The sequence below is a fragment of the Candidatus Sphingomonas colombiensis genome (assembly GCA_029202845.1).
GTDB classification, from domain to species: domain Bacteria; phylum Pseudomonadota; class Alphaproteobacteria; order Sphingomonadales; family Sphingomonadaceae; genus Sphingomonas; species Sphingomonas colombiensis.
Genome location: CP119315.1, coordinates 1863198 through 1888303, shown reverse-complemented (window position 1 = coordinate 1888303; position 25106 = coordinate 1863198). Strand labels below are relative to the sequence as shown.

Below are 25106 nucleotides of genomic sequence, written 5' to 3'. Positions count from 1 at the left end.
TTCGTGATCCTTACCAGCTCGACTTCGTGACACCGGGAATCAGGCCCTTGTTGGCCAGTTCACGGAGCTGCACGCGGCAGAGACGGAATTTGCGATAATAGGCGCGCGGACGACCGGTCACCTCACAGCGGTTGCGCACCCGGGTCGGGTTCGCATTGCGCGGCAGCTCGGCCATCTTCAGGCGCGCGATGAGACGCTCGGTCTCGTCGAGCGACTTGTCGTTCGCCTTCGCCTTCAGCGCTGCAAGCTTGCCGGCGTATTGCTTCACCAGCTTCTTGCGGCGCTCGTTCTTATTAACGGAACTCAGTTTCGCCATGGACTTAAGCTCTCTCGTTCAAATTCATGATCAAGGCGATCACGCCGCCTTCTTCTCTTCGGCATCGGCATCCTGCGGGAACGGGAAGCCGAACAGACGAAGCAGCTCGCGCGCTTCGTCGTCGGTCTTCGCGGTCGTCGCGACGATGATGTCCATGCCACGCACCTTGTCGATGCGGTCGTAGTTGATTTCCGGGAACACGATCTGCTCCTTCAGACCGCAGGCGTAATTGCCACGGCCGTCGAAGCTCTTCGGGTTCAGCCCGCGGAAGTCGCGGACGCGCGGCAGCGCGATGGTGACGAAGCGGTCGAGGAACTCGTACATCCGCTCGCGACGCAGCGTCACCTTCACGCCGATCGGCATGCCTTCACGCAGCTTGAACTGCGCGATCGACTTCTTCGCCTTGGTGACCACCGGCTTCTGGCCCGCGATCAGCTCCATCTCGGAAGCGGCCTGTTCGACGCGCTTCTTGTCCTGGGTCGCCTCACCGACGCCCATGTTGATGACGATCTTGTCGATCCGCGGGATTTCCATCGCGTTCTTGTAGCCGAACTTCTCCATCATCGCCTTGGCGATGTTGTCGTCATACAGCTTGCGGAGGCGCGGCTTGTAAGCATCAGCCATCGATCTTCTCCCCGGACTTCACGGCCACGCGGACCTTCTTGCCGTCCTGCACCTCGAAACGGACGCGCGTCGGCTTGCCCTCGGCGGTGACGTGCGCCACCTTCGAGATGTGCATCGGCGCTTCCGAGCGCTCCAGGCCACCCTGCGGGTTCGCCTGGCTCGGCTTGCGGTGACGGGTGGCGACGTTGACGCCTTCCACGACGACCTTGCCGTCCTTCGGCATTGCCAGCGTGACGGTGCCGGTCTTGCCCTTGTCCTTGCCGGACAGGACGATCACGCGGTCACCCTTCTTGATCTTCGCGGCGGCCATTACAACACCTCCGGCGCGAGGCTGATGATCTTCATGTGCTTCTTGGCGCGCAGCTCGCGAACCACCGGGCCGAAGATACGGGTGCCGATCGGCTCCTCGTTCTTGTTGACCAGCACCGCGGCGTTCGAATCGAAACGGATGGTCGAGCCGTCCGCACGATGAATGTCCTTGGCGGTGCGCACGATGACGGCGCGATGCACGTCGCCCTTCTTCACCTTGCCACGCGGCTGTGCTTCCTTGATCGACACCACGATGATGTCGCCAACGCTGGCCGTGCGACGCTTCGAGCCGCCCAGCACCTTGATGCACTGCACCCGCTTCGCGCCGCTGTTGTCAGCGACGTCGAGATTGGATTGCATCTGGATCATTGATCCGCTTCCTTCTCGCTTTGTGGCGCTGGATACCGACCCAGCGCCGCCTTCAAACTATTGCCCGATTACCCGGACGAACGATTATGCCGCGACGTCGCCGTCGACATCGACCTGCTCCGGGGTCGCGCGGGTGTTAACCCGATCGAGCACCTTCCAGGTCTTCAGCTTCGACATCGGCTTGGTCTCTTCGATCCGCACCGTTTCGCCAGCCTTGAACTCGTTCGCCTCGTCATGGGCGTGATACTTCTTCGAGCGGCGGATGATCTTGCCGTAGAGCGGGTGCTTGACCTTACGCTCCACGTTCACGACCACCGTCTTTTCGCCCTTGTCCGAGACGATCACCCCGGTCAGCACGCGCTTCGGCATGTCTTCTCGTCCTTTACTTGGCCACTGCGGCGCGCTGCGCCTGCAGGGTCTTGATGCGGGCGATGTCCTTGCGGACCTCGCGAACGCGGCTCGGCTTCTCGAGCTGGTTGGTCGCGGCCTGGAAGCGCAGGTTGAACTGCTCGCGCTTCAGCTGGCCCAGCGCTTCGCCCAGCTGGTCGTCGCTCTGCCCGGTGAAATCACTATTCTTCGACATCTTACTCGCCTCCGAGGTGCGACGTGTCGCCGAGACGCGCCACGACCTTGGTTTTGATCGGGAGCTTCATCGCCGCGCGTTCAAACGCTTCGGCGGCAAGAGCGCCCGGAACACCGTCCAGCTCGAACAGGATACGACCCGGCTTGACCCGTGCCGCCCAGAATTCGGGCGACCCCTTGCCCTTGCCCATGCGGACTTCGGCAGGCTTCGACGAAACCGGCACGTCAGGGAAAATACGGATCCACAAACGCCCCTGGCGCTTGATGTGACGCGTGATCGCGCGGCGAGCCGCCTCGATCTGGCGTGCGGTGATCCGTTCCGGCTCCATCGCCTTGAGGCCATAGGCCCCGAAGTTGAGCGCGGTGCCGCCCTTGGCGTCGCCGTGGATACGGCCCTTGAACGCCTTGCGGAACTTGGTGCGCTTCGGTTGCAGCACGTCTCTTACTCCTTAGCGGCGGTCATCGCGCGCAGGGCGCACGCCGGAGGTCTGAGCCTCCATCATCAGCCGATCGGTGGCCATCGGATCATGGCCCAGGATCTCACCCTTGAAGATCCAGACCTTCACGCCGCACACGCCATAAGCGGTGTGGGCCTGGGCCTCGGCATAATCCATGTTCGCGCGGAGCGTGTGCAGCGGCACACGACCTTCGCGATAGCTTTCGGTCCGCGCGATCTCGGCGCCGCCGAGACGGCCGCCGCACTGCACGCGAATGCCATCGGCACCCAGGCGCATCGCGGACTGCACCGCGCGCTTCATCGCACGGCGGAACGCGATACGACGCTCGAGCTGGTCGGCGATGCCCTGCGCAACGAGCTTGGCATCGACTTCCGGCTTGCGGATCTCGACGATGTTCAGGCTGACCTCGGAGGAAGTCATCGCGCCAATGGCACGACGCAGCTTCTCGATGTCGGACCCCTTCTTGCCGATGATCACGCCGGGGCGCGCCGCGTAGATCGAGATGCGGCACAGCTTGGCCGGACGCTCGATCACCACCTTCGAGATCGCGGCCTGCGGCAGCGTCTTGACGATGTACTGGCGGATCTTGATGTCCTCCAGAAGGAGGCGTCCGTAATCCGCGCCGTCGGCGTACCAGCGGCTGTCCCAGGTGCGGTTGATCTGCAGGCGCAGACCGATCGGGTTGCTCTTATGACCCATTAGGCTTCTTCCTGCTCGCGCACGACGATCCGCAGCCGCGAGAACGGCTTCAGGATGCGGGTGGACTTGCCGCGGCCGCGCGTCGCGAACCGCTTCATGGTGATCGACTTGCCGACCGACGCCTCGGCGACGACGAGCGCGTCGACATCGAGATTGTGGTTGTTCTCGGCGTTGGCGATCGCGGAGGCGAGCACCTTGCGCGCGTCAACCGCCATCGCCTTCTTGGAGAAGGCGAGGATGTTCAACGCGTCGCCGACCTTGCGACCACGGATCAGGCCCGCAACCAGGTTCAGCTTCTGCGCCGAACCACGGATCTGCGTGCCGACCGAGAGCGCTTCCTTCTCGCCGACCTTGCGGGGGGATGCAGGCTTGCTCATCAGCGCTTGCCCTTCTTGTCAGCCGCGTGACCCGGGAAATACCGGGTCGGCGCGAACTCGCCGAGCTTCATGCCGACCATGTCCTCGTTGACCGAGACGGGCACGAACTTGCGGCCGTTATAGACGCTGAACGTGAGCCCAACGAACTGCGGCAGGATCGTCGAACGACGCGACCAGGTCTTGATCGGACCGGAGCGGCTGCCGCCATCCTGCGCGGTTTCTGCCTTCTTGAGCAGATGCAGGTCCACGAACGGACCCTTCCATACTGAGCGCGCCATTACTTCTTCCTCGCGTGACGGCTGCGGATGATCATCTTGTCAGTCGCCTTGTTGTGGCGCGTACGGGCGCCCTTCGTCGGCTTGCCCCACGGGGTGACCGGATGACGGCCGCCCGAGGTACGGCCTTCACCACCGCCATGCGGGTGATCGACCGGGTTCTTCGCGACGCCGCGGGTAAGCGGACGCTTGCCCTTCCAGCGCGAACGACCGGCCTTGCCAAAGTTCTGGTTCTGGTTGTCGGGGTTCGACACCGCGCCGACCGTCGCCATGCAATCGCTGCGGATATAGCGCTGCTCGCCCGAGTTGAGACGAACGATCACCATGCCCTTGTCGCGACCCACGACCTGCACATAGGTGCCGGCCGAACGAGCGATCTGACCGCCCTTGCCCGGCTTCATCTCCACGTTGTGGACGATGGTGCCGACCGGCATCTGGCCCAGTTCCATGGCATTGCCCGGCTTCACGTCGGTCTTCTTGCCGGCGACGACCTTGTCACCAACGCCCAGACGCTGCGGTGCGATGATATAGGCCTGCTCGCCGTCCGCATAATTCACCAGTGCGATGAACGCGGTGCGGTTGGGATCATATTCCAGACGCTCGACGGTGCCTTCGGCATCCCACTTGCGGCGCTTGAAATCGATGAAACGATAACGCTGCTTGTGGCCGCCGGCGATGCCGCGCGAAGTGACGTGACCCTTGTTGTTGCGGCCGCCCGACTTGGTCTTGCCCTCGGTGAGAGCCTTGACCGGACGCCCCTTGTGGAGCGCCGAGCGATCGATCAGGATCAGGCCACGAACGCCTGGGCTGGTCGGGTTATAATGCTTGAGTGCCATTACGCCTTGGCCCCCTCGGTCACGTCGATCGACTGCCCTTCCTTGAGCGTGACGATCGCCTTCTTCATGTCGGACCGCTGATAGGGAGCACCCTTCCAGCGCTTGGTCTTGCCCTTCTGGACGATCGTGTTCACGCCCACGACGCTGACGTCGAAGATCGCTTCCACGGCGGCCTTGATCTCCGGCTTGGAGGCGTCGCGCGCCACCTTGAACACAACCGCGTTCTGCTCGGAGAGAAGGGTAGCCTTCTCGGTGATGTGCGGCGCGACGATCACGTCATAGTGACGATTGTCGATCGCCTTGGTCGGCTTCTTAGCCATTGAAGCGCGCCTCCAGCTTCTCGACCGCAGCGCGGGTAATCACCAGCGTGTCGGCCTTGATGATGTCATAGACGTTCGCGCCCACGGCCGGGAGCAGATCCACGCCCGGCAGATTGCGCGCCGAACGGAAACCTTCGCCCGCGTCGCTGTCGATAACCAGCGTCCGCTTGCCGACGCCGAGCGTCTCGAAATGGCCCTTGAGCTCCTTGGTCTTGGCGACTTCGAAAGCATCGAGGACGATCAGCGAGCCCGCCTTGGCATGGCTCGAAAGCGCCATCTTGAGGCCCAGCGCGCGGATCTTCTTGTTCAGCGACGGATTGAAGTCGCGAACACGAGCACCGTGCGCCTTGCCGCCGCCGATGAACACCGGAGCCCGGCGATCACCGTGACGGGCGACGCCGCCGCCCTTCTGGCGACCGAGCTTCTTGCCCGACCGTGCGACATCGGCTGCGCTCACGGGTGCCGCGAGCGGTGCCGCGACGCTTCTCGAGCTGCCAGGTGACGACGCGGTGCAGGATGTCGGCACGCGGATCGAGGCCGAAGACCTCGTCCGAAAGCTCGACGTCCGCGGCCTTCGCCTTGGCGTCGAAGGAGGAAACCTTGACCTTCACTTATCAGCCCTCCTGGCCGTCGGCCGCCTCGGGCGCGACCGAGCGTCTCGGCCGGCGTGTCCGCAGCGGTGTTGCTGTTGGCGGCCTTCAGGCCGGCGGGCAGCGGCGCGTCGGCGTGACGCGGTCGACCTTGACCGCAGTCCTTGACGAACAGCCAGCCACCCTTCGAGCCAGGGCACCGAGCCCTTGACGAAGATGAGGCCGCGCTCGGCGTCGGTGCCGACGACCTCCAGATTCTGCTGGGTGCGGTTCTTGTCGCCCATGTGCCCGGCCATCTTCTTGTTCTTGAAGACGCGACCCGGATCCTGGCGGTGACCGGTCGAACCGAGCGAGCGGTGCGACACCGACACGCCGTGGGTGGCGCGCAGACCGCCGAAGCCCCAGCGCTTCATACGCGCCGGCAAAGCCCTTGCCCTGCGTGCGGCCCTGGATGTCGACATACTGGCCGGCGACGAAGTGATCGGCCGACAGCTCCGCGCCGACGTCGAGGAGGTTTTCCTCGCTCACGCGGAATTCGTGCACGATCGCCTTCGGCTCCACTTCGGCCTTGCCGAAATGGCCGCGCTGCGGCTTGGCGACATTCTTTGCCTTGGCGCTCCCGGCGCCAAGCTGGACGGCTGTGTAGCCATCACGATTTTGTTCGCGACGAGCGACGACCTGAAGCGCCTCGATCTGCAGAACGGTAACCGGCACGTGGCGGCCATCGTCCTGGAACAGGCGGGTCATCCCCATTTTCTTCGCGATCACGCCAGTACGCATGATCAACAAGCTCCTTGACAGAGGCACCTGCAGGCCCATCCCACAGGTGCTTGTGACCACCCCTGGAAGGGATGATCGAGTTCGGCCCGGATTATGCGAAGCGCGCCCCCGTCCCGGGCCGGCGCCCCCACGAAGGGAGCTTGACGGGAGACGCTGTCCCGAAGAGGAAGAAGCCTTTCGGCGGTATCTCTTTGTCTGTCAGTCGCCCCACATCCGCGGGGTTTCCAAACCTCGTTCCCGAACCACGCGGGAACGACAAACCCGCGGGACTCGACGTCAACCGCGGGGATGGTGGCCATTACGCCAGCTTGATCTCTACGTCAACGCCCGCCGCGAGATCGAGCTTCATCAGCGCGTCGACCGTCTGCGGGGTGGGCTGCACGATGTCGAGCATACGCTTATAGGTGCGCACCTCGAACTGCTCGCGGCTCTTCTTGTCGATGTGAGGACCACGGTTGACCGTGAACTTCTCGATTCGCGTCGGAAGCGGAATTGGACCGCGAATAAGAGCGCCCGTACGTCGGGCGGTTTCGGCGATGTCGCCGGTCGCCTGGTCGAGCACACGATGATCGAACGCCTTCAGGCGAATGCGGATATTGCTGTCCATTTTCCCTACCGATGCGAAAGAGCGGGGCAACTCAACCACGCACCATCCCGAAGTGGATGGCGAATCGATGGCCGCCTCTTGCTGTTTTCAAACTCGAACCGAAGGCGCGGCCAATAACTACGCCCTCATAAAAAGGCAACCGCCCGACACACCTTTCGGCGCGCCGGGCGGTTGTTTTGCGTCGAAACGCTTACTTGTCGATCGCGCTGACCACGCCGGCGCCGACGGTGCGGCCGCCTTCGCGGATCGTGAAGCGCTGGCCGACGTCCATGGCGATCGGCGCGATGAGCTTGATGCCCAGCGCGACGTTGTCGCCCGGCATGACCATCTCGGTGCCCTCAGGCAGCTCGACGGTGCCGGTCACGTCGGTCGTGCGGAAGTAGAACTGCGGACGATAGTTCGCGAAGAACGGCGTGTGACGGCCGCCTTCGTCCTTCGACAGGACGTACACTTCCGACTTGAACTCGGTGTGCGGCTTGATCGAGCCCGGCTTGCAGAGCACCTGGCCACGCTCGACTTCGTCGCGCGCCACGCCACGGATCAGCGCACCGACGTTGTCGCCGGCCTGGCCCTGATCGAGCAGCTTGCGGAACATCTCGACGCCCGTGACGGTGGTCTTGCGGGTGTCGTGGATGCCGACGATCTCGACTTCCTCGCCAACCTTGACGATGCCGGTCTCGACGCGGCCGGTGACGACGGTACCACGACCCGAGATCGAGAACACGTCTTCGATCGGCATCATGAACGGCTTGTCGAGCGGACGCTCGGGCTGCGGGATGTAATCGTCGACGGCCTTCATCAGCTCAAGCACGGCTTCCTGGCCGAGCTTCGCGTTCGAACCGCTGAGCGCGCAGGTCGCCGAACCCTTGATGATCGGAATATCGTCGCCCGGGAATTCGTACGAGCTGAGCAGCTCGCGGATTTCCAGCTCGACCAGCTCGAGGATTTCCTCGTCGTCGACCAGATCGACCTTGTTCATGAACACGACCATCGCCGGCACGCCGACCTGACGGGCGAGCAGGATGTGCTCGCGGGTCTGCGGCATCGGGCCGTCGGTCGCGGAGACGACGAGGATCGCGCCGTCCATCTGCGCCGCGCCGGTGATCATGTTCTTCACATAGTCGGCGTGACCCGGGCAATCGACGTGCGCATAGTGGCGATTCGCCGTCTCGTACTCGACGTGCGCGGTCGAGATGGTGATGCCGCGCTCACGCTCTTCCGGCGCCTTGTCGATGTTGGCGAAGTCAACCGCAACGCCGCCCGAGGTCTCAGCGAGCACCTTGGTGATCGCCGCAGTCAGCGAAGTCTTGCCATGGTCGACGTGACCGATGGTGCCGATGTTCAGGTGCGGCTTGGTCCGCTCAAATTTAGCCTTAGCCATTGATTCCCTACCTTCTGAATTTCCGTGTGAGCCGCACTAGGACTCGCCGTGAAGGCGGCCCCATAGCGACTGTTTTCACCCATTGCCAGCCCCCCGCCGTCCGACCGCCACCAGGGCGGGCGGAACGGGAGGTGCCGGATTTACGCCATCTTCGCCTTCACTTCGTCGGCGACGTTCTGCGGAACCTCGTCATAATGCGAGAACTGCATCGAATAGCTCGCGCGACCCTGAGTGAAGGAACGCAGCTGATTCACGTAACCGAACATGTTCGCCAGCGGCACCATCGCCTCGACGCACTGGGCATTGCCCCGCGTGTCGGTGCCCTGGATCTGCCCGCGCCGGCTGTTCATGTCGCCGATCACGTCGCCCAGATAATCTTCCGGCGTCACGACCTCGACCTTCATGATCGGCTCGAGCAGCTTGATACCGGCCTTCTGCGCGGCTTCGCGCATCGCGCCGCGGGCGCAGATTTCGAACGCCAGCGCCGACGAGTCGACGTCGTGATAGGCGCCGTCAGTCAGGTGCACTTCGAAATCGATGATCGGGAAGCCGATCAGCGAGCCGGTTTCGGCGGTTTCGCGGAAGCCCTTTTCCACCGACGGGATATATTCGCGCGGGATGTTGCCGCCCTTGACCTCGTCGAAGAACTGGAAGCCCGAACCGCGCTCACCCGGCACGACCGTCACCTTGACGCGGCCGAACTGGCCCGAGCCGCCCGACTGCTTCTTGTGGGTGTAGTCGATGTCGACCTTCTTGCCGAGATATTCGCGATACGCCACCTGCGGCGCACCGACGTTCGCCTCGACCTTGAACTCACGCTTCATGCGGTCGACCAGAATCTCGAGGTGGAGTTCGCCCATCCCCTTGATGATGGTCTGCCCCGATTCGTGATCGGTCGAAACGCGGAACGAGGGATCCTCAGCCGCGAGACGATTGAGCGCGATGCCCATCTTCTCCTGGTCGGCCTTGGTCTTCGGCTCCACCGACAGCTCGATCACCGGCTCCGGGAATTCCATCCGCTCGAGGATGATCGGCGCCGACGGCGCGCACAGCGTGTCGCCGGTCGTCGTTTCCTTGAGGCCGGCGATGGCGACGATGTCGCCCGCGAAAGCCTCATCCACGTCTTCACGCGAATTCGCATGCATCAGCAGCATGCGGCCGATCTTTTCCTTCTTGTCCTTCACGCTGTTCAGGTACGAGCCCTTTTCGAGCTTGCCCGAATAGATGCGGGTGAAGGTGAGCGAGCCGACGAACGGATCGTTCATGATCTTGAACGCCAGCGCCGAGAACGGTGCATTGTCGTCGGCCGGACGCGAATCCTCGGTCTCGCCGTCGAGCTTGACGCCCTTGATCGCCGGCACGTCGAGCGGGCTCGGCAGATAGTCGACAACCGCGTCGAGCAGCGCCTGAACGCCCTTGTTCTTGAACGACGAGCCGCACAGCACCGGCACGAAATCGAACGCCAGCGTGCCCTTGCGGATCAGCGCCTTCAGCGTCGCGACATCAGGCTCGTTGCCTTCGAGATACGCTTCCATCGCGGCGTCGTCCTGCTCGACCGCGATCTCGATCAGCTCGGCGCGCGCAGTAGCAGCGGCGTCCTTCAGGTCGTCCGGAATCTCGCGATATTCGAACTTCGCGCCAAGCGAATCCTCGAGCCACACGATCGCGCGGTTCTCGACGAGATCGACGAGGCCGATGAACGAGCTCTCGATACCGATCGGGAGATACAGGACCGCAGGACGCGCACCGAGGCGATCCTTGATCATCTGCACGCAGCGCTCGAAGCTCGCGCCGGTACGGTCGAGCTTGTTGACATAGCACATGCGGGGCACGCGATACTTGTCAGCCTGACGCCACACGGTTTCCGACTGCGGCTCCACGCCGGCAACGCCGTCGAACGCGGTGATCGCGCCGTCGAGCACGCGCAGCGAACGCTCCACCTCGATGGTGAAATCGACGTGGCCCGGGGTGTCGATGATGTTGATGCGGTGATCGTTCCAGAAGCACGTGGTCGCAGCCGACGTGATCGTGATCCCGCGCTCCTGCTCCTGCTCCATCCAGTCCATCGTCGCCGTGCCTTCATGCACTTCGCCGATCTTGTACGACTTGCCGGTGTAATAAAGGATGCGCTCGGTGGTCGTCGTCTTGCCGGCATCGATGTGCGCCATGATGCCGATATTGCGATATTTCTCGAGCGGATGGCTGCGGGCCATTGTCGTGCTTCCTCAACGATGTGGGGAGCCGGACGATTCCGGCTCCCCACGATATGGTTAGTTTTGCGGCGTTCGCTAGGTTACCAGCGATAATGGCTGAAGGCGCGGTTCGCCTCCGCCATGCGGTGCGTGTCTTCGCGCTTCTTCACCGCGTTGCCGCGGTTGTTCGAAGCGTCGAGCAGCTCGCCGGACAGACGGGCCGCCATGGTGTTCTCGCTGCGCCCGCGCGCCGCCGAGATCAACCAGCGGATCGCCAGCGCCTGCGCGCGCTCGGGACGAACCTCGACCGGCACCTGATAGGTCGCACCACCAACGCGGCGGCTGCGGACTTCGATGCCCGGCTTCACGTTGTTGAGCGCCTCGTGGAACACACCGAGCGGCTCCTTCTTCGCGCGGGTCTCGACGGTTTCGAGCGCACCATAAACAATGCCTTCGGCGACGGACTTCTTGCCGTCCAGCATCACCGAATTCATGAACTTCGACAGAACCTCATCACCAAACTTGGGATCAGGCAGGATTTCCCGCTTTTCGGGACGACGACGACGCGCCATGGCAAAAACCTTTCAAACAGATGGGAAGAGCGACGGGGAACGGCTTACTTCGGCCGCTTCGCGCCGTACTTCGACCGCGACTGCCTGCGGTCCTTGACGCCCTGGGTGTCGAGCACGCCGCGCAGGATGTGATAACGCACACCCGGAAGATCGCGCACACGGCCGCCACGGATCAGCACCACGGAGTGCTCCTGAAGGTTGTGGCCTTCACCCGGGATGTAGCTGATGACTTCGCGCTGGTTGGTCAGGCGAACCTTGGCCACCTTGCGCAATGCCGAGTTCGGCTTCTTCGGGGTCGTGGTGTAGACGCGCGTGCAAACGCCACGCTTCTGCGGGTTCTGTTCCATCGCAGGGACCTTGCTCGCGGCCTTCTGCGGATCGCGGCCCTTGCGGACCAACTGGTTAATCGTCGGCATTGAAGCCTTCACCTTTCATTAGGTTACTTTGCTGGAGCCTTCACAAGCTTACGGAATACGAAAAGGACCATTGGGCGGTCGCGTGCGACCTCCCGGGCCCTTTATGCACCCAGCAATGTTCAAGCGTGTTCGAAGGGCATAAAACCCCACGAACGGGCGCGCCTATACGCTCGGGTCACGTTCCGGTCAATGGCTGGAGGGCGCCGGGCGAGTCCGTCGAAGGAGCGATCCGGGCGCCGTCACCAAATCAGCGCATCGCGACCGGGACGCCGCCTTTCAACACCGCGACGGGATGCTCAAGCGTGCGCACATCGGCGAGCGGATCGCCCTTCACCGCTACGATATCGCCATATCGACCGATCGCGAGCGCGCCCACATCCTCGCTCCGCCCCAATGCCTGCGCGGCGCTGGTCGTGGCGGCGCGAATCGCCTGGATCGGGGTCATCCCCCATTCGACCATCTTGGCAAATTGTTTGGCGTTGTCGCCGTGCGGATAGACGCCCGCGTCGGTGCCGAACAGCAGTGGCACCCCCGCCTTCACCGCGCGCTGGAAGGTCTGGCGCTGTTTCAGGCCGATCGCCTTTTCCTTGTCGAGGCTTTCCTGCTCGGTGCCGTTGGCGGTGCCCGTCGCCAGGATATAATCGTCGTTATAAATATCCATGTCGAACCAGGTCTTGTGCTGGATCGCCAGTTTCATCGCCTCGTCCGAGGCAAGACTGCAATGTTCGATCGTGTCGATCCCCGCGAGGATCGCCGCCTTGATCCCCTCATCGCCATGGGCATGCGCGGCGACACGCATATGGAGCATGTGCGCCTCGTCGGCGATCGCCTTCATCTCCTCATAGGAAAGCTGCTGCCCGCCGACCGAGTCGCCGAGCGAGAAGACGCCGCCGGTTGCGCAGATCTTGATCACCTCCGCGCCATATTTGTGCAGCCAGCGCACCTTGGCGCGCGCCTCTTCCGGTGAGTTGACGACCGATGGTTCCTTGCGGTCATAACTCGGCGGCAGAGCGTTGTTATCGCAATGGCCTCCGGTCGCGCCGAGCGCGTAGCCCGCCGGGGTGATGCGCGGGCCGGGCACCCAGCCGCCATCGATCGCCTCCTTCAGCCCGACGTCCTGAAAATTATCCGCACCGACATTGCGGATCGAAGTGAAACCCGCGCGCAGCGTCTTGAGCGCATTGCCCACGCTCACCGCGCCCCAGAAGCTGTCGGTATATTTCAGCGACTGATAGCCGCCGATTTCGGCCAGTCCGGTGAGGTGAACGTGCATATCGATCAGGCCCGGCAGGATCGTCACGTCGCCGAGATCGACCTTCTTCGCGTCCGCCGGCACCGTCGCGGGCGCCGCACCGCGAATCGCGATCGCGGAGATACGGCCATCGGTCACCACGATCGTCGGGCGATCGACCATAGCCCCCTTTTCCACATCGAGCATCCGCGCGGCGGTGATCACCGTCGTCTCGGCGGCGGCCTGCCCGGCGGCGGCCATCGCCAGCACCGACACGAGCGACGCGCGCAGGATTCCCGATATCGTCATGACATTCCCCCGGTTTGTTATCGGCTCTATCATGGAGCGACCATCACGCGGAGGAAAGCCATGTCGTTGCCCGAACTGCCGATCGAGGGCGGCTGCCGCTGCGGACGGGTGCGCTTTCGCATCAGCGCCCCACCATTGCTGGCGATGGCGTGCCACTGCATCGGCTGCCAGCAAATGACTGGGAGCGCCTTTTCCACCTCGCTCGCGGTGCCGGAGCCAGGCTTCGCGGTGATCGCGGGCGAGCCGGTGATCGGCGGCCTGCACGGCTATCCGCATCATCATCATTGCGACTGGTGCAAGAGCTGGGTCTTCACCCGGCTCGATCCCGCGATGGGCTTCGTCAACGTGCGCGCGACGATGCTGGATGATCCCCGCTGGTTCGCACCGTTCATCGAAAGCTATACGAGCGAGGCGCTGCCCTGGGCGCAGACCGGCGCGCGCCACAGCTTCTCGCGCTTTCCGGAAGCGGGTGAATATCCCGCGCTGATCGCGGAATATCAGGCGCTGATCGCTTAACCGAGCATCCCGGCATAGGTCAGCGGCGGCGCGGGCAGCATGACTCGCGCCGCAATCGCGGGGACGCAGAGCAGCCCAACCAGCGCGACCCCGATCCGCAACCGCCGACGATCGAACGCCGGCCAGCCGATCACCACGCCGATCGCCGCCGCGATCATCATCCACAGATGATAGCGCAGATCGGACGCGATGCTCACCACCGCGAAGCTCGCCTCGCCCACCAGCGCGGAGGCGAACAGCGCGCGCGCCACCTCCGCCTCGCGACTTTGGGTACAGCCGAGCGCGACCAGCCCGGCCAGCGCCAGCCCGAACCATGCGAAGGGCCAGCCGAGCGGCGTTTCGACCGCATATCCGGCGAAGCGTTGCCACGCGCTCGCCACGCGCCCCGGCGAAGCGAGGCCGAGATCGTTGCGTTCGCTCATGATCGTCGGCGCGGCGCCGGGCCAGCGATACGGCACCAGCCAGCGCGCGGTGGAATTGAGGTGTGCGAGCCGATGGGCGGCATAAGCGATCGGATGCGTGATGATCGCCTCGACCCATAACAGTTCGAGCTTTCCCGGCGGCATCTTCGCCAGCGGCGCGATATCGGCGCCGCACGGGCCGGAATCGCTCAGCGGATCCCAGAAATACGGCTTGCTGCAACCGCGCGCGCGTATCTCTGCGGCCGCGGTCGGTGTCAGCCCGGTAGCGGCAATCGGCGCGCGCACCGCGATCGCGGCGAGATCGAAGATCGGCTGGGTCCGCACCACCCCGCTATCCTTCGCCCCGAGAAGGTGGTGGTTGACCAGCGGCGACAGTGCGATCGTCGCCGCGATCCCGCCGAGCGCCACCGCCATTCGCCCACGCCAGCCGAGCGGCAACAGCATCGCCAGCAACGGCGCGACCGCGAACACGGCGTTGGCGCGGACCAGCACGGCATAAAGCAGCAGCAACGCCGCGCCAGTCCAGCCGGCAATGCCGAGTCGCGCACCGCTTAGCCGCGCCGCGCCGATCATGCCCGTCGCCGCAAGCAGCGCGCCGGTCATCTGCGCGTCCTTCAGCACCACCATTTGCCAGCCGAGGAACGGCGGCAGCAGCGCGACCACCCCCAGCGCGATCGCCGCGCGCGTCCGGCCGGCGCGCGCCAACACCCCCACCAGCAATGCGAAGCCAAGCCAATAAAGCGTGACCTGCACCACGAACAGCGGCGCCTGCCCCGGCCCGAACGGCGCGAGCGCCTGCCACGCTCTCGTCATCACGGGCGGATGCCAGTCGTCGAAATGCCCGGAGAGCAACTGGCGGTATTGCACCAGCGTGTCGTACATCGCGAAGCCGGGATGAAAGACGGCCAGCGTCAGCGCCCAGCACGCGAGCATCCCCCCGCCGACCGCGCGCGTGGCGCGATCGCGGGGAGACAAGATAGTCATGAGTGGATCAGATGTGCAGCGCCCGGCCGTAAGCGGCCAGCACGCTTTCGTGCATCATTTCCGACAGCGTGGGATGCGGGAAGACGGTCTCGATCAGTTCCGCCTCCGTCGTCTCCAGCGTCTTGCCCACGGTATAGCCCTGGATCAGCTCGGTGACTTCCGCGCCGATCATGTGCGCACCGAGCAATTCGCCGGTCTTGGCGTCGAACACCGTCTTCACAAAGCCTTCGGCCTCGCCCAGCGCGATCGCCTTGCCGTTGCCGATGAACGGGAAAGTACCGACCTTCACCGCATAGCCCGCTTCCTTCGCCTTGGCTTCCGTCAGCCCGACGCTGGCGATCTGCGGGTGGCAATAAGTGCAGGCGGGGATGTTGAGCGGGTCCATCGCGTGCGGATGCTTGCCCGCGATCGCTTCCGCCGCAATCACGCCCTCATGGCTCGCCTTGTGCGCGAGCCATGGCGGCGCGGTGATGTCGCCGATCGCCCAGATGCCATCGACATTGGTACGGCACGACGCATCGGTCTTGAGGAAACCGCGATCGTCCACCGCGACGCCCAGTTCCTTCAGCCCGATATTCTCGGTGTTCGGCACGATGCCTACCGCGACCATGACATGGCTGAACTCGCTGACAATTTCCTTGCCGGCCTTATCCTTCAGCGTCGCCTTCACGGCGGTCGCGCTCGTCTCGATCTTGCTCACGCCCGCGCCGGTCATGATCTTCATGCCCTGCTTGGTCAGCGCCTTTTCGAGGAAGGCGGACACATCGGCATCCTCGACCGGCACGATGCGATCCAGCATCTCCACCACCGTCACCTCGGCGCCGAGATCGTTGTAGAAGCTCGCGAACTCGATCCCGATCGCGCCGGAACCGATCACCAGCAGCTTCTTCGGCATTTCGGCCGGCGTCATCGCATGACGATAGGTCCAGATGCGTTTGCCGTCCGCCTTGGCAAAAGGCAGGTCGCGCGCGCGCGCGCCGGTGGCGACGATGATGTTCTTCGCGGTCAGCTCGGTCTTCTTGCCGTCCTTGTCGGTGACGGTCAGCCTGCCTTTGCCGGTCAGCTTCCCGTCGCCCATGTGCACGGCGATCTTGTTCTTCTTCATCAGGTGCGTGACGCCCTGATTGAGCTGCTTCGCCACGCCGCGCGAACGCTTCACGACCGCATCGAGATCGGCCGAAATCTTCTCCGCGACCAGCCCGTAATCCTTGGCGTGGCTCATATAATGGAACACCTCGGCCGAGCGCAGCAGCGCCTTGGTCGGGATGCAGCCCCAGTTGAGGCAGATGCCACCGAGCAATTCGCGCTCAACGATCGCGGTCTTCAGGCCGAGCTGCGCGGCGCGGATCGCCGCGACATAGCCGCCGGGCCCCGAACCGAGCACGATAAGGTCGTATGTGTCAGCCATCAATTGTCTCGCATTTCGCCGCGACGCATCCACGTCCGGCGTATTTCATAGAGGCCCATCGTCAGGACGGCGGCCATCGTCGCATAACCGATCGGCCAGATCGTCGCCCCGCCCTGCGGATAGGACCAGGCGCCCGCCCAGAAGATCAGCGCGGTGATCGTCAGCGCGGCGACAAGCCACAGCAACTCGAAGACGAGCGTGCGGCTCATCTCAGGCGAGCATCCCCAGCGGGTTTTCGATCAGCGCCTTGAACGCCTGCATCAGCTCCGCGCCATCGGCGCCGTCGATCGCGCGGTGATCGAAGCTGCCGGTCGCCGACATGACATTGGCGATGCCGAGCGCGTCGTCGATCACATAGGGCCGCTTCTCGCCCGCGCCGATCGCCATGATCATGCCCTGCGGCGGATTGATCACCGCCTCGAACTGCTTGATGCCATACATGCCCATGTTGCTGAGCGAGGCGGTGCCGCCGGTGAATTCCTCCGGCTTCAGCTTCTTGTCCCGCGCGCGTGCGGCGAGATCCTTCATCCGGGTCGAGATTGCGGAGAGCGTTGCCGTATCCGCCTCGGTAATAACCGGGGTGATCAGCCCTTCCGGCGTCGACACCGCGACCGAGATATCCGCGCGGTGGAAGCTGATGAGTTGATCCGGCGTGTACATCACGTTGCACTTGGGCACCTGCACCAGCGCAACGGCCAGCGCCTTGATCATCAGATCGTTGACCGACAGCTTGACGCCACGCGGCTCCAGGCTGGCGTTCAGCTCGCTGCGCAGCTTGAGCAGCTTGTCGAGGCGCACGTCCACCGTGAGGTAGATATGCGGCACCTGCTGCTTCGATTCGGTCAGGCGGCGCGCGATCGTCTTGCGCATGTTGCTGAGCTTGGTCGTATCGTGCGGGATATCCGGCACCTGCGCGGGAGCGAGCGGCGCGATCGCGGCGGGTGCGGCGGCACCGGCGGCAGGCGCCGCGCCGGTCTTCGCGCCATCGAGATCCGCTTTCACGATCCGCCCGTTCGGGCCGGAGCCGGTGATTCCCGCCAGATCGACGCCCTTCTGCGCGGCGATTCGACGCGCGAGCGGGCTGGCCTTCACGCGATCGCCATCGGCTTGCGCAGGAGCGGGAGCGGGCTTGGCCACTTCGGCCTTGGCGGCTGGAGCCGCTACTGGCGCGGCTTCCTTCTTTGGCGCATCCTGCTTCGCGGCGGGCTTCGGCGACGAAACCTCGCCCTCGCCGGACAGGAGCATGATGACCGTGCCTACCTTCACGCCGTCGGCACCCTCGGCGACGAGGATCTTCTCCACCGTGCCTTCGTCCACGGCTTCGAATTCCATGGTGGCCTTGTCGGTCTCGATCTCTGCCATCAGATCGCCGGCCTTGACCGTATCGCCCTCCTTCACCAGCCATTTGGCGAGCGTGCCCTCTTCCATGGTTGGTGAGAGCGCGGGCATCTTGATCTCGATCGGCATTCAATTCCCCGGGGAGCGGTGGGTAGTCCCGACCGTCTCTCGCGCCGCACCCTTGCGCGGTCAAGCCCACAGGCCGATAACCGATCGCATTGGGGGGCATTGGTCATGCGCATTTATCTGACCGTGATCGACGACACACCGGAGGCGGAAATCGCCTTGCGGTTCGCTGCGCGTCGCGCGGTTAAGACCGGCGGCGGCGTTGAGATACTCGCGCTGGTGCCGAAGCAGGAGTTCATCGCCTTCGGCGGCGTGCAGGCGACGATCGAGGAAGAGGCGCGCCTCCACGCGGAGGGGCTGGTGGCGAAGGCCGCCGGGACATTGATCGAGGAATCCGGCCTGCGCCCGTCGATTACGGTGCGGCAGGGTGATGGGCGCAAGATCATCCGTGAGGTGATCGCCGCCAATCCCGATATCTCCGCGCTGGTGCTGGGTGCTGCGAACAACGGCACCCCCGGGCCGCTTGTCGCGCATTTCGCGGCCGATCTCAGCCTGTTGTCCGTCCCGCTGATGATCATTCCCGGGAATCTCGATCAGGCCGCGATCGACCGGCTGAGCTGATCCGCGATGATGCGGCTTGCCTGAAAGCGCACGGCGCGCCACCGTTGGCGGATGCGCATTTTCCTGCCCCTCTCCGCCGCCCTGCTGATCGCCACCCCCGCTGTCGCACGCGACGCGCCGTCGCCGGAGCGGCTGCGCGGTACGGTCGACAGACTGGTCTCGTTCGGAACGCGGCATTCGCTTTCGTCGGCCACCGATCCAAAACGCGGGATCGGCGCGGCGCGCAACTGGGTCGCGGCCGAGTTCGCCGCGCTGTCGAAACAATGCGGGGGATGCATCACGGTCGAGCGGCTGTCGCGGCGATTCGTCGTGCCGCGCGCGCCGAACGGCGTGGTGATCGAGGATGTGCTGGGCATCCAGCGCGGCACCGATCCGAATCGCTTCATCATCGTCGGCGGCCATATCGACAGCCGCGTTACCGATGTGATGAACACCACCGCCGACGCGCCCGGCGCGAACGATGATGCCTCCGGCGTCGCGCTGGTGATGGAGGCGGCGCGCATCCTGTCGAAGGAGAAGTTCGCCGCCAATATCGTCTATGTCGCCTTTTCCGGCGAGGAGCAGGGGCTGTTGGGCGCCACCTTGCTCGCGCAGACCGCGAAGGCCCGCGGCTGGCAGGTCGATGCGATGCTCAACAACGATATCGTCGGCAATTCGATCGGCCAGGGCGGCGTGAAGGTGGCGGATCGGGTCCGCGTCTTCTCCGAAGGCATCCGTTCGAGCGACACCCTCGCCGAGCAGATCGAGCGCCGCGCGATCGGCGGCGAGGATGACGGCCCGAGCCGCGCGCTGGCCAAGGCGATCCGCGGCGTGGCGGGCAATCTGCCGGGCGGCTTCGCCGCATTCCTCGATCGGCGGCCTGACCGCTTCGGGCGCGGCGGCGATCACGAACCGTTCCTGCGCGAAGGCTATCCGGCGGTGCGCTTCACCGTGGGGCTGGAGAATTGGGATCGCCAGCATCAGGATCTGCGCACCGAAAACGGTCGCGTCTATGGCGACACGGTCGAGGGCATGGATTTCGACTATCTCGCGAAAGTGACCGCGATCAACGTCGCCACGCTGGCGCGCCTCGCGGCCGCGCCGGCGGCGCCCGCCAGCGTAGCGATCGCGGGCGCGCTGGGGCTGGACACGACCGTCACCTGGTCGCCGGTGCCGGACGCGCGCGGCTATCGCATCCATTGGCGCCGCGCCGACCAGCAGGACTGGACCGATTCGCGCGACGTGACCGGCGCGACCACCCTCGCGCTGAAGGACGTGCCGGTCGACGATCACTTCATCGGCGTATCGGCAATCGGTGCCGACGGCGCGGAGAGCATCGTCTCCTTCGGCGGCCGCGCGCTGGCCAAGTGATGCCCGCGATCATCCTGAAGCGCACCTGACCAGGCGTTTCAACGATCGTTCAGTTGCGACTCGTCAGAAGGATCGCACGGGAGTGAATGCCTTGTTCGAAAGGAATTCACATGAAGACGTCACGTATCGCCATGATCGCCTGCGCCCTTACCACGGTTGCGGGGCTCAGCACCGCCGCCTCGGCTGAAACGCGCTGGGCGCGCCATCACCCGCGCCAGCATGAGGTGCTGAAGCGCTCGCATCACCAGATCGCCCGCATCAATCGCGAGCGGCGCGAGGGCGAGATCACCGGCGCGCAGGCCCGCGCCGATCGCGCCGCCGATCATGCGATCATGCGGCAGGATCACGCCGATGCGCGCGCCAATGGCGGGTACATCACGCGCGGCGAGCAGCATCAGTTGAATGCCGAGGAAAATGCCCAGAGCCGCACGATCGGTAAATGACGCGATCGCGCCCCGCCCCAAAAATGGGCGGGGCGCGCCTCAGCGCCGGCGCGGCTTGCGCTTGTGCGTCCGCCGATGCGCGGGTTTTGGGGTATAAGTGACTGAATCGCTGGCGATTGCCGCCCCAATTCGTGCCTTCCGGATGGTCACCGTCGTGATCGTGGGGGCCGGATAATAATAGCCATCGGCATAATAGCCCGGCACGGTGCCGGCGGTGCTGGTCGTAACTACGGTGGTTCCATCCGGCGCATGCACCACTCTGGGCGGCGGAAGCGCGCCGGCGCCATAATAGCCCGCGTCCGCGCCCGGATCGTCGAAGCGATCCCAGCTCACGCCCGCGATCGAATCATACACGCGCCCGCGCGTATCGATCAGCACGGCATCATCATAATAGCGCGACCAATTGTAGCCATAAGGCGGCTGCGGCAAGCCATAGCCGCGCCAATCGGCGACATACCAATCCGGCGCGCGCCAATAGGACGGCAGCGCCCGGCCACGTTTCGGCTGGCGATACGCGGCCCAGCCGCCCGGCGCCTCTGCGCCGCCCCACCAGCGGCCATCGACCCGCCGCCCCCACCGATTTTCGCGCGGGGGATGGGTGATTGTCGTCGCCGGCACGTCCTGCCAGTCCCCGGCAGCTCCGCCCGGCCCCGGCACCGCGACGCGCTGCGCGTCCACCGCTCCAGCGGCACCAAGAAGCGCCAGCGCGGCGGCCGACAGAATCAGCGTGCGCATGTCATCTCTCCCTGTTTTCCGGGCCGCGAAGGTCCGCAATTCCTAAACGATTGCTTACCATTGCACCGGGGGAGTCTCCAGCGCGCGCGCTGTCCCGAATCGGATCAGGCGAGACGATTCGCGATCAGCGCCACCAGCGCCTCGCATCCCGCCGCATCCTCGGCATCGAACCGCCCGACATTGGGGCTGTCGAGATCGAGCACCCCGATCAGCCGCCCGTCGACCACGATCGGCACGACCAGCTCGGACGCGCTCGCCGCATCGCACGCGATATGCCCGGCGAAGGCGTGCACATCCTCGACCAATTGCGTCGTCCGCGATTGCGCCGCAGCACCACACACACCCTTGCCGAGTGGAATGCGGATGCACGCGGGTTTGCCCTGAAACGGGCCGAGCACCAGCTCGCCCTCGATCATGCGATAAAAACCCGCCCAGTTGAGATCGGGCAGATATTGCCACAGCAGCGCGGCGGCGTTCGCCATATTGGCGATCGCATCCGGCTCGTTCGCGGTCATCGCATCCAGCGCGCCGGTGAGTTCGCGGTAAAGCTCCGCCTTCGATCCGGCGGCGATATCGAATTGATACATGCGCCTGATCTAGGATCGCGCGGCGATTAGTCCAGCAGTCGCCCGCATCGCCAAGCTGGTATTTATCTCAAACGGCGATATCGGCGGCCCATGCTGCTGCGCGTCAACCAACGACTGGAAATCGAGATCGAGGAATCCACGACTCGCTCCGGCGGGGCTGGCGGCCAGCATGTCAACACGACGGACAGCGCGGTGATCCTGCGGTTCGATCTGGTGGCGGCCCCGCTTCCGGTGAGCGTCAAATACCGGCTCGCGCATCTCGCCGGCTCGCGGATGACGAGTGATGGCGTATTGATCCTGCGCGCGGAAGGGTCTCGATCGCAGCACGAAAATCGCGCGGAGGTGCGCACGCGGCTGATCGAGCTGGTCAATCAGGCGCTGGTCGTCCCCAAGAAACGCCGCCCGACAAAGCCGACCAAGGGCTCGCAAAAACGGCGGGTCGAAGGGAAAAAGGCGCGGGGCGATATCAAGGCCGGACGCGCGAAACCGCGAGAATAAAGCCGCTTCAGGCGGCTGGCGCGTCAAACCCTGCTTTGGCGAAGCGCTCCGGCCAGGGTGCGGTCGCCGCGACATCCGCCTTGCCGGCGCGTGGCACGATCAGTTCGATCGCGTGGAGCATCATCCCGGCCGGGTGGGCGCTACCGTAAAAGGGATCGCCGGTCACGGCATGGCCCAGCCCTTCAAGGGCATGGACGCGAATCTGGTGGGTGCGCCCGGTCGCGGGACGGAATTCGACCAGCGCGCGGCCGTCATGCGTATCGAGCAGCCGCCATGCGGTGCGCGCCGCCTTGCCTTTCGGATCCGCAGTCATCCGCCAGCCATGTTCGCGCGTCGAAACCTTGCCCAGCGGCAGATCGATCTCGCCGCTTTCGCCCTCGGGAATGCCATCGAGCACCGCCAGATAGCGTTTCGTCACCGTGCCCGCCTCGAACGCCTGCTGGAGCCGGGCATGGGCCTTGGGGTTGCGCGAAAGCAACAGGCAGCCGCTGGTATCGCGATCGAGCCGATGCACCGCCTGCGGCCAGCGGCGGAAACCGAAGGTCAAATTGTCGAGATGATTCTCGAGGCTGATCGCCCCGTCGCGCGGTCGATCGACCGGCAAGCCCGCCGGCTTGTCGATTACCAACGCCTCACCGTCGAGGAAGAGCACTCGGTCACCCAGCATGACGCGGCCCTTGCCACCAGTGGGCCGCCGAGGCCAGAGAAAGCAGCATGACGCTACGCTATCTGTTTCTGATCCTGCCGCTCCTCGCCGCACCAGTGGAGGCGCAGGTATGCGGCGGCACGAGCGCCAACGTCGCCGCGGACGGCCGCGCGCTGGGGCATCTGCCCTATGGCGACGTAGCGGATCGCGATCTTGTCGTGGCGCCGCCGGGGGTCGCGATCCTCGGCACCTGCCGCTTGCGGCCGGAAGCGATGGCGGCGCTGCAGCGGCTGCTCGCGGCGGCTGCGGGCGATCCGGCGGTGCAAGGGCAGCTCTACGCGCTCTCCTGCCATCGTTCGATCGAATCGCAGGAGGCCACGTTCTGCAAGCCACGTGCAGAGGCCAATGACGGCGATCGCTCGATCTCAGTCGCCCCGCCGGGGCATAGCGAGCATGGCACCGGCTATGCGCTTGATTTCACGGTGCGCCCTGCCGACGGTTGCCGCGATGCCGAGGCGTGCATGGCGGCCAAGCCCGCCTTCCGCTGGTTGCGGGACAATGCGCCGCGCTTCGGGTTCGAGCTGTCCTTCCCGCCCGGCAACGGCCAGCGCGTGAAATGGGAGCCGTGGCACTGGCGTTGGGTGGGGACGAGCGCGGCCGAGCCCGGCGCGGCGCGCGCGCGCTTCATCTTCGCCCGCGCACGGCGCGAATTTCCGGCCGATCCGGCGCTCGTCGACAAGGTTGCCGCCGCGCCGAATGGCGCCGCGCAGGCTCAGGCGAAGGAATAGGCGTCCATCGCCAGCACGCCATAGGTGTAGCTATGGTGGAGCCGGGTCGCCGTCGCGCCCTCCCCGCCCGCGCCGAGCGCGCCGGGCAGCGGCAGGAAATGATCCGGCGTCGGATGGTTGCGATGCCCGTTCGGGGCAAGCGCGATCGCGTCGAGCACCGCCGGCGTGTCTCCGGCGGCCAGTCGATCGTGCATCCAGTCGGCGAAGTCGCTCACCCATTCGGGCGTCGGCGAATCGACCGTCCGGCGCGCGACGAACACCTCGCGCAGATTGTGCGTCATGCTGCCCGATCCGATCACCAGCACGTTCTCCGCGCGTAGCGGCGCCAGCGCGAGGCCGATGCGATAATGCCAGTCCGCGCTATGGGCGGTGCTGATCGATAGCTGGACGACCGGGATATCCGCCCCCGGCCAGCCGAGCAGCAGCGGCACCCATGCGCCATGATCGAACCCGCGCACCGGATCGGCCCGCACCGGCACGCCCGCGCCCTCCACCAGCGCGGCGACCCGCGCGGCGAGTTCCGGCGCACCGGGCGCGGGATAGCGCAGGCGATAGAGTTCTTCGGGAAAGCCGCCGAAATCGTGGATCGTCCCCGGATGCGCGGCGGTAGTCACCACTGCGCCGGGCATGTCGTAATGCGCGGAGAGGACAAGGATCGCGTCCGGCCGCGCCAGCGTGGCGCCCAGCCCGCTCAGGAAATCACGCGCGGCGCTCGGCTCGGCGACGATCATCGGCGATCCGTGGGAGACGAACAATGCGGGCTGGGCAGTCATGGCGGAATCCTCGAAAATGCGATGCCGGTGCGCTGAACAACGCACCGGCAGACAACATCACCCTTTCAGCTTCGCCGCGGTCTCGGCGATGCGGCGGCCCTGATAGCGCGCGCCATCCAGCTCTTCCGTGCCGGGCTGGCGGCTGCCGTCGCCATTGGCGATCGTCGTCGCGCCATAGGGCGAACCGCCGCGAACCTTGTCCACGCCCATCTGCTCGGTGAAGCCGTAATCGAGCCCGACGATCGTCATCCCCTGATGTAGCAGGTTGGTGATGATCGAGAAGAGCGTCGTCTCCTGCCCGCCATGCTGGCTGGCGGTGGAGGTGAAGGCGCCACCGACCTTGCCGATCAGCCCGCCGCGCATCCAGATGCCGCCGGTCGTATCCCAGAACGCGGCCATCTGGCTGGGCATCCGGCCATAACGAGTGGGCGCGCCGACGACGATCGCATCATAATCGAGCAGCGCATCAGGGCCTTCGATCACGGGATGCGCGGTATCCGTCTTGAAATGAGCGGCTTTCACCACCTCCGGCGGCGCGGTTTCGGGCACGCGGCGGATATGAACCTCCGCACCCGCCGAGCGCGCGCCTTCGGCGACGGCATCGGCCATCTGTTCGATATGGCCGTAGGACGAATAATAGAGAACGAGAACCTTGGTCATCACATTGCTCCCATCAGGAAAGGGGTGC

At 65.0% G+C, this 25106-nt stretch carries 33 protein-coding genes and 2 pseudogenes; 6 read left to right on the top strand and 29 right to left on the bottom strand.

Annotated elements, in window-relative coordinates; all coding sequences use genetic code 11:
• Positions 1-10: 10 nt before the first annotated feature.
• The 20 genes and pseudogenes from rpsN to P0Y64_08900 all read right to left on the bottom strand — a co-directional run bounded on the left by rpsN (position 11) and on the right by P0Y64_08900 (position 13243).
• A complete protein-coding gene (gene rpsN, locus P0Y64_08995; GenBank protein WEK44891.1) occupies positions 11-316 on the bottom strand; it encodes a 30S ribosomal protein S14 in 306 nt (101 codons plus the stop codon).
• A gap of 39 nt (positions 317-355) precedes the next feature.
• Positions 356-940, bottom strand: coding sequence for a 50S ribosomal protein L5 (gene rplE / locus P0Y64_08990; GenBank protein WEK44890.1), 585 nt, complete (start codon positions 938-940; stop codon positions 356-358).
• Positions 933-1250, bottom strand: a complete 318-nt coding sequence (gene rplX, locus P0Y64_08985) for a 50S ribosomal protein L24 (protein ID WEK44889.1) — start codon at positions 1248-1250, stop codon at positions 933-935. The genes rplE and rplX overlap by 8 nt, the downstream gene beginning before the upstream one ends.
• Positions 1250-1618, bottom strand: coding sequence for a 50S ribosomal protein L14 (gene rplN / locus P0Y64_08980; GenBank protein ID WEK44888.1), 369 nt, complete (start codon positions 1616-1618; stop codon positions 1250-1252). The genes rplX and rplN overlap by 1 nt, the downstream gene beginning before the upstream one ends.
• An 84-nt stretch (positions 1619-1702) precedes the next feature.
• On the bottom strand, positions 1703-1987 hold the full coding sequence (rpsQ, locus tag P0Y64_08975; GenBank protein ID WEK44887.1) for a 30S ribosomal protein S17: 285 nt from the start codon (positions 1985-1987) through the stop codon (positions 1703-1705).
• Between the two features lie 13 nt (positions 1988-2000).
• The gene (gene rpmC, locus P0Y64_08970; GenBank protein WEK44886.1) at positions 2001-2201 is read right to left on the bottom strand and encodes a 50S ribosomal protein L29; all 201 of its coding nucleotides are present in this window, start codon (positions 2199-2201) and stop codon (positions 2001-2003) included.
• Between the two features lies 1 nt (position 2202).
• Complete coding sequence (gene rplP, locus P0Y64_08965) at positions 2203-2637, bottom strand: 50S ribosomal protein L16 (protein WEK44885.1); 435 nt, start codon at positions 2635-2637, stop codon at positions 2203-2205.
• 12 nt (positions 2638-2649) lie between these two features.
• Entirely contained in the window at positions 2650-3357 is a 708-nt protein-coding gene (rpsC, locus tag P0Y64_08960) for a 30S ribosomal protein S3 (protein WEK44884.1), read from the bottom strand.
• On the bottom strand, positions 3357-3734 hold the full coding sequence (gene rplV, locus P0Y64_08955) for a 50S ribosomal protein L22 (protein ID WEK44883.1): 378 nt from the start codon (positions 3732-3734) through the stop codon (positions 3357-3359). The genes rpsC and rplV overlap by 1 nt, the downstream gene beginning before the upstream one ends.
• Positions 3734-4012, bottom strand: a complete 279-nt coding sequence (gene rpsS, locus P0Y64_08950; GenBank protein ID WEK44882.1) for a 30S ribosomal protein S19 — start codon at positions 4010-4012, stop codon at positions 3734-3736. The genes rplV and rpsS overlap by 1 nt, the downstream gene beginning before the upstream one ends.
• Complete coding sequence (gene rplB / locus P0Y64_08945) at positions 4012-4845, bottom strand: 50S ribosomal protein L2 (GenBank protein ID WEK44881.1); 834 nt, start codon at positions 4843-4845, stop codon at positions 4012-4014. Before rplB ends, rpsS begins: the two co-directional genes overlap by 1 nt.
• Entirely contained in the window at positions 4845-5165 is a 321-nt protein-coding gene (locus P0Y64_08940) for a 50S ribosomal protein L23 (protein ID WEK44880.1), read from the bottom strand. Before P0Y64_08940 ends, rplB begins: the two co-directional genes overlap by 1 nt.
• A pseudogene (gene rplD / locus P0Y64_08935) lies at positions 5158-5776 on the bottom strand (50S ribosomal protein L4). The gene P0Y64_08940 and the pseudogene rplD overlap by 8 nt, the downstream one beginning before the upstream one ends.
• A 3-nt stretch (positions 5777-5779) precedes the next feature.
• Positions 5780-6535 (bottom strand): annotated as a pseudogene (gene rplC, locus P0Y64_08930) (50S ribosomal protein L3).
• A gap of 298 nt (positions 6536-6833) precedes the next feature.
• Positions 6834-7142 carry a 30S ribosomal protein S10 gene (gene rpsJ / locus P0Y64_08925; GenBank protein ID WEK44879.1) on the bottom strand — a complete coding sequence of 103 codons (309 nt, stop codon included), beginning with the start codon at positions 7140-7142 and terminating at the stop codon, positions 6834-6836.
• A 190-nt stretch (positions 7143-7332) separates the two neighbouring features.
• Entirely contained in the window at positions 7333-8523 is a 1191-nt protein-coding gene (gene tuf / locus P0Y64_08920) for an elongation factor Tu (protein WEK44878.1), read from the bottom strand.
• A 140-nt stretch (positions 8524-8663) separates the two neighbouring features.
• On the bottom strand, positions 8664-10736 hold the full coding sequence (gene fusA / locus P0Y64_08915) for an elongation factor G (GenBank protein ID WEK44877.1): 2073 nt from the start codon (positions 10734-10736) through the stop codon (positions 8664-8666).
• A gap of 80 nt (positions 10737-10816) precedes the next feature.
• Positions 10817-11287 (bottom strand): 30S ribosomal protein S7, encoded by a 471-nt coding sequence (gene rpsG, locus P0Y64_08910; GenBank protein ID WEK44876.1) that lies wholly within the window; start codon positions 11285-11287, stop codon positions 10817-10819.
• A 44-nt stretch (positions 11288-11331) separates the two neighbouring features.
• Positions 11332-11703, bottom strand: coding sequence for a 30S ribosomal protein S12 (gene rpsL, locus P0Y64_08905; protein ID WEK44875.1), 372 nt, complete (start codon positions 11701-11703; stop codon positions 11332-11334).
• A gap of 247 nt (positions 11704-11950) precedes the next feature.
• Positions 11951-13243, bottom strand: a complete 1293-nt coding sequence (locus tag P0Y64_08900) for an amidohydrolase family protein (protein ID WEK44874.1) — start codon at positions 13241-13243, stop codon at positions 11951-11953.
• A gap of 60 nt (positions 13244-13303) precedes the next feature.
• Between P0Y64_08900 and P0Y64_08895 the strand changes: the two genes are divergently transcribed.
• Entirely contained in the window at positions 13304-13759 is a 456-nt protein-coding gene (locus P0Y64_08895) for a GFA family protein (protein WEK44873.1), read from the top strand.
• On the opposite strand, the gene P0Y64_08890 is transcribed toward P0Y64_08895, so the two are convergent.
• From P0Y64_08890 to P0Y64_08875, 4 genes are read right to left on the bottom strand one after another with little or no spacing between them, the layout of a single operon-like run.
• A complete protein-coding gene (locus tag P0Y64_08890) occupies positions 13756-15165 on the bottom strand; it encodes a hypothetical protein (GenBank protein WEK44872.1) in 1410 nt (469 codons plus the stop codon). The genes P0Y64_08895 and P0Y64_08890 overlap by 4 nt on opposite strands.
• 7 nt (positions 15166-15172) lie before the next feature.
• Complete coding sequence (lpdA, locus tag P0Y64_08885; GenBank protein ID WEK44871.1) at positions 15173-16573, bottom strand: dihydrolipoyl dehydrogenase; 1401 nt, start codon at positions 16571-16573, stop codon at positions 15173-15175.
• Positions 16573-16782 carry a hypothetical protein gene (locus P0Y64_08880; GenBank protein ID WEK44870.1) on the bottom strand — a complete coding sequence of 70 codons (210 nt, stop codon included), beginning with the start codon at positions 16780-16782 and terminating at the stop codon, positions 16573-16575. The genes lpdA and P0Y64_08880 overlap by 1 nt, the downstream gene beginning before the upstream one ends.
• A 1-nt stretch (position 16783) precedes the next feature.
• Positions 16784-18040, bottom strand: coding sequence for a pyruvate dehydrogenase complex dihydrolipoamide acetyltransferase (locus P0Y64_08875; protein WEK44869.1), 1257 nt, complete (start codon positions 18038-18040; stop codon positions 16784-16786).
• A gap of 105 nt (positions 18041-18145) precedes the next feature.
• On the opposite strand from P0Y64_08875, the gene P0Y64_08870 reads away from it, so the two are divergent.
• From P0Y64_08870 to P0Y64_08860, 3 genes are all read left to right on the top strand, one after another.
• Positions 18146-18598 carry a universal stress protein gene (locus P0Y64_08870; GenBank protein ID WEK44868.1) on the top strand — a complete coding sequence of 151 codons (453 nt, stop codon included), beginning with the start codon at positions 18146-18148 and terminating at the stop codon, positions 18596-18598.
• Between the two features lie 51 nt (positions 18599-18649).
• A complete protein-coding gene (locus P0Y64_08865) occupies positions 18650-19948 on the top strand; it encodes a M20/M25/M40 family metallo-hydrolase (protein ID WEK44867.1) in 1299 nt (432 codons plus the stop codon).
• Positions 19949-20058: 110 nt separating this feature from the next.
• A complete protein-coding gene (locus P0Y64_08860) occupies positions 20059-20391 on the top strand; it encodes a hypothetical protein (protein WEK44866.1) in 333 nt (110 codons plus the stop codon).
• Between the two features lie 39 nt (positions 20392-20430).
• On the opposite strand, the gene P0Y64_08855 is transcribed toward P0Y64_08860, so the two are convergent.
• Positions 20431-21126, bottom strand: a complete 696-nt coding sequence (locus P0Y64_08855) for an RcnB family protein (protein WEK44865.1) — start codon at positions 21124-21126, stop codon at positions 20431-20433.
• Positions 21127-21230: 104 nt separating this feature from the next.
• Complete coding sequence (locus P0Y64_08850; GenBank protein WEK44864.1) at positions 21231-21713, bottom strand: GAF domain-containing protein; 483 nt, start codon at positions 21711-21713, stop codon at positions 21231-21233.
• Positions 21714-21803: 90 nt separating this feature from the next.
• Here P0Y64_08850 and arfB point away from each other — a divergent pair, with 90 nt between their 5' ends.
• Positions 21804-22211, top strand: a complete 408-nt coding sequence (gene arfB / locus P0Y64_08845; protein ID WEK44863.1) for an alternative ribosome rescue aminoacyl-tRNA hydrolase ArfB — start codon at positions 21804-21806, stop codon at positions 22209-22211.
• 7 nt (positions 22212-22218) lie between these two features.
• Here arfB and P0Y64_08840 read toward each other — a convergent pair whose 3' ends face one another.
• The gene (locus P0Y64_08840) at positions 22219-22878 is read right to left on the bottom strand and encodes an RNA pseudouridine synthase (GenBank protein WEK44862.1); all 660 of its coding nucleotides are present in this window, start codon (positions 22876-22878) and stop codon (positions 22219-22221) included.
• A gap of 47 nt (positions 22879-22925) precedes the next feature.
• Here P0Y64_08840 and P0Y64_08835 point away from each other — a divergent pair, with 47 nt between their 5' ends.
• Positions 22926-23645: a M15 family metallopeptidase gene (locus tag P0Y64_08835; protein ID WEK44861.1), complete on the top strand. Its 720-nt coding sequence runs from the start codon at positions 22926-22928 to the stop codon at positions 23643-23645.
• On the opposite strand, the gene P0Y64_08830 is transcribed toward P0Y64_08835, so the two are convergent.
• Positions 23630-24418: a class III extradiol ring-cleavage dioxygenase gene (locus tag P0Y64_08830; GenBank protein WEK44860.1), complete on the bottom strand. Its 789-nt coding sequence runs from the start codon at positions 24416-24418 to the stop codon at positions 23630-23632. The two genes, P0Y64_08835 and P0Y64_08830, sit on opposite strands and share 16 nt — an antisense overlap.
• Before the next feature lie 57 nt (positions 24419-24475).
• Complete coding sequence (wrbA, locus tag P0Y64_08825) at positions 24476-25078, bottom strand: NAD(P)H:quinone oxidoreductase (protein WEK44859.1); 603 nt, start codon at positions 25076-25078, stop codon at positions 24476-24478.
• Between the last annotated feature and the right edge of the window lie 28 nt (positions 25079-25106).

What these genes read in the sequence shown, in the direction of transcription:
- rpsN (WEK44891.1), bottom strand. Translation starts at nt 316, where the DNA reads ATGGCGAAACTGAGTTCCGTTAATAAGAACGAGCGCCGCAAGAAGCTG.
- rplE (WEK44890.1), bottom strand. Translation starts at nt 940, where the DNA reads ATGGCTGATGCTTACAAGCCGCGCCTCCGCAAGCTGTATGACGACAAC.
- rplX (WEK44889.1), bottom strand. Translation starts at nt 1,250, where the DNA reads ATGGCCGCCGCGAAGATCAAGAAGGGTGACCGCGTGATCGTCCTGTCC.
- rplN (WEK44888.1), bottom strand. Translation starts at nt 1,618, where the DNA reads ATGATCCAGATGCAATCCAATCTCGACGTCGCTGACAACAGCGGCGCG.
- rpsQ (WEK44887.1), bottom strand. Translation starts at nt 1,987, where the DNA reads ATGCCGAAGCGCGTGCTGACCGGGGTGATCGTCTCGGACAAGGGCGAA.
- rpmC (WEK44886.1), bottom strand. Translation starts at nt 2,201, where the DNA reads ATGTCGAAGAATAGTGATTTCACCGGGCAGAGCGACGACCAGCTGGGC.
- rpsC (WEK44884.1), bottom strand. Translation starts at nt 3,357, where the DNA reads ATGGGTCATAAGAGCAACCCGATCGGTCTGCGCCTGCAGATCAACCGC.
- rplV (WEK44883.1), bottom strand. Translation starts at nt 3,734, where the DNA reads ATGAGCAAGCCTGCATCCCCCCGCAAGGTCGGCGAGAAGGAAGCGCTC.
- rpsS (WEK44882.1), bottom strand. Translation starts at nt 4,012, where the DNA reads ATGGCGCGCTCAGTATGGAAGGGTCCGTTCGTGGACCTGCATCTGCTC.
- rplB (WEK44881.1), bottom strand. Translation starts at nt 4,845, where the DNA reads ATGGCACTCAAGCATTATAACCCGACCAGCCCAGGCGTTCGTGGCCTG.
- P0Y64_08940 (WEK44880.1), bottom strand. Translation starts at nt 5,165, where the DNA reads ATGGCTAAGAAGCCGACCAAGGCGATCGACAATCGTCACTATGACGTG.
- rpsJ (WEK44879.1), bottom strand. Translation starts at nt 7,142, where the DNA reads ATGGACAGCAATATCCGCATTCGCCTGAAGGCGTTCGATCATCGTGTG.
- tuf (WEK44878.1), bottom strand. Translation starts at nt 8,523, where the DNA reads ATGGCTAAGGCTAAATTTGAGCGGACCAAGCCGCACCTGAACATCGGC.
- fusA (WEK44877.1), bottom strand. Translation starts at nt 10,736, where the DNA reads ATGGCCCGCAGCCATCCGCTCGAGAAATATCGCAATATCGGCATCATG.
- rpsG (WEK44876.1), bottom strand. Translation starts at nt 11,287, where the DNA reads ATGGCGCGTCGTCGTCGTCCCGAAAAGCGGGAAATCCTGCCTGATCCC.
- rpsL (WEK44875.1), bottom strand. Translation starts at nt 11,703, where the DNA reads ATGCCGACGATTAACCAGTTGGTCCGCAAGGGCCGCGATCCGCAGAAG.
- P0Y64_08900 (WEK44874.1), bottom strand. Translation starts at nt 13,243, where the DNA reads ATGACGATATCGGGAATCCTGCGCGCGTCGCTCGTGTCGGTGCTGGCG.
- P0Y64_08895 (WEK44873.1), top strand. Translation starts at nt 13,304, where the DNA reads ATGTCGTTGCCCGAACTGCCGATCGAGGGCGGCTGCCGCTGCGGACGG.
- P0Y64_08890 (WEK44872.1), bottom strand. Translation starts at nt 15,165, where the DNA reads ATGACTATCTTGTCTCCCCGCGATCGCGCCACGCGCGCGGTCGGCGGG.
- lpdA (WEK44871.1), bottom strand. Translation starts at nt 16,573, where the DNA reads ATGGCTGACACATACGACCTTATCGTGCTCGGTTCGGGGCCCGGCGGC.
- P0Y64_08880 (WEK44870.1), bottom strand. Translation starts at nt 16,782, where the DNA reads ATGAGCCGCACGCTCGTCTTCGAGTTGCTGTGGCTTGTCGCCGCGCTG.
- P0Y64_08875 (WEK44869.1), bottom strand. Translation starts at nt 18,040, where the DNA reads ATGCCGATCGAGATCAAGATGCCCGCGCTCTCACCAACCATGGAAGAG.
- P0Y64_08870 (WEK44868.1), top strand. Translation starts at nt 18,146, where the DNA reads ATGCGCATTTATCTGACCGTGATCGACGACACACCGGAGGCGGAAATC.
- P0Y64_08865 (WEK44867.1), top strand. Translation starts at nt 18,650, where the DNA reads ATGCGCATTTTCCTGCCCCTCTCCGCCGCCCTGCTGATCGCCACCCCC.
- P0Y64_08860 (WEK44866.1), top strand. Translation starts at nt 20,059, where the DNA reads ATGAAGACGTCACGTATCGCCATGATCGCCTGCGCCCTTACCACGGTT.
- P0Y64_08855 (WEK44865.1), bottom strand. Translation starts at nt 21,126, where the DNA reads ATGCGCACGCTGATTCTGTCGGCCGCCGCGCTGGCGCTTCTTGGTGCC.
- P0Y64_08850 (WEK44864.1), bottom strand. Translation starts at nt 21,713, where the DNA reads ATGTATCAATTCGATATCGCCGCCGGATCGAAGGCGGAGCTTTACCGC.
- arfB (WEK44863.1), top strand. Translation starts at nt 21,804, where the DNA reads ATGCTGCTGCGCGTCAACCAACGACTGGAAATCGAGATCGAGGAATCC.
- P0Y64_08840 (WEK44862.1), bottom strand. Translation starts at nt 22,878, where the DNA reads ATGCTGGGTGACCGAGTGCTCTTCCTCGACGGTGAGGCGTTGGTAATC.
- P0Y64_08835 (WEK44861.1), top strand. Translation starts at nt 22,926, where the DNA reads ATGACGCTACGCTATCTGTTTCTGATCCTGCCGCTCCTCGCCGCACCA.
- P0Y64_08830 (WEK44860.1), bottom strand. Translation starts at nt 24,418, where the DNA reads ATGACTGCCCAGCCCGCATTGTTCGTCTCCCACGGATCGCCGATGATC.
- wrbA (WEK44859.1), bottom strand. Translation starts at nt 25,078, where the DNA reads ATGACCAAGGTTCTCGTTCTCTATTATTCGTCCTACGGCCATATCGAA.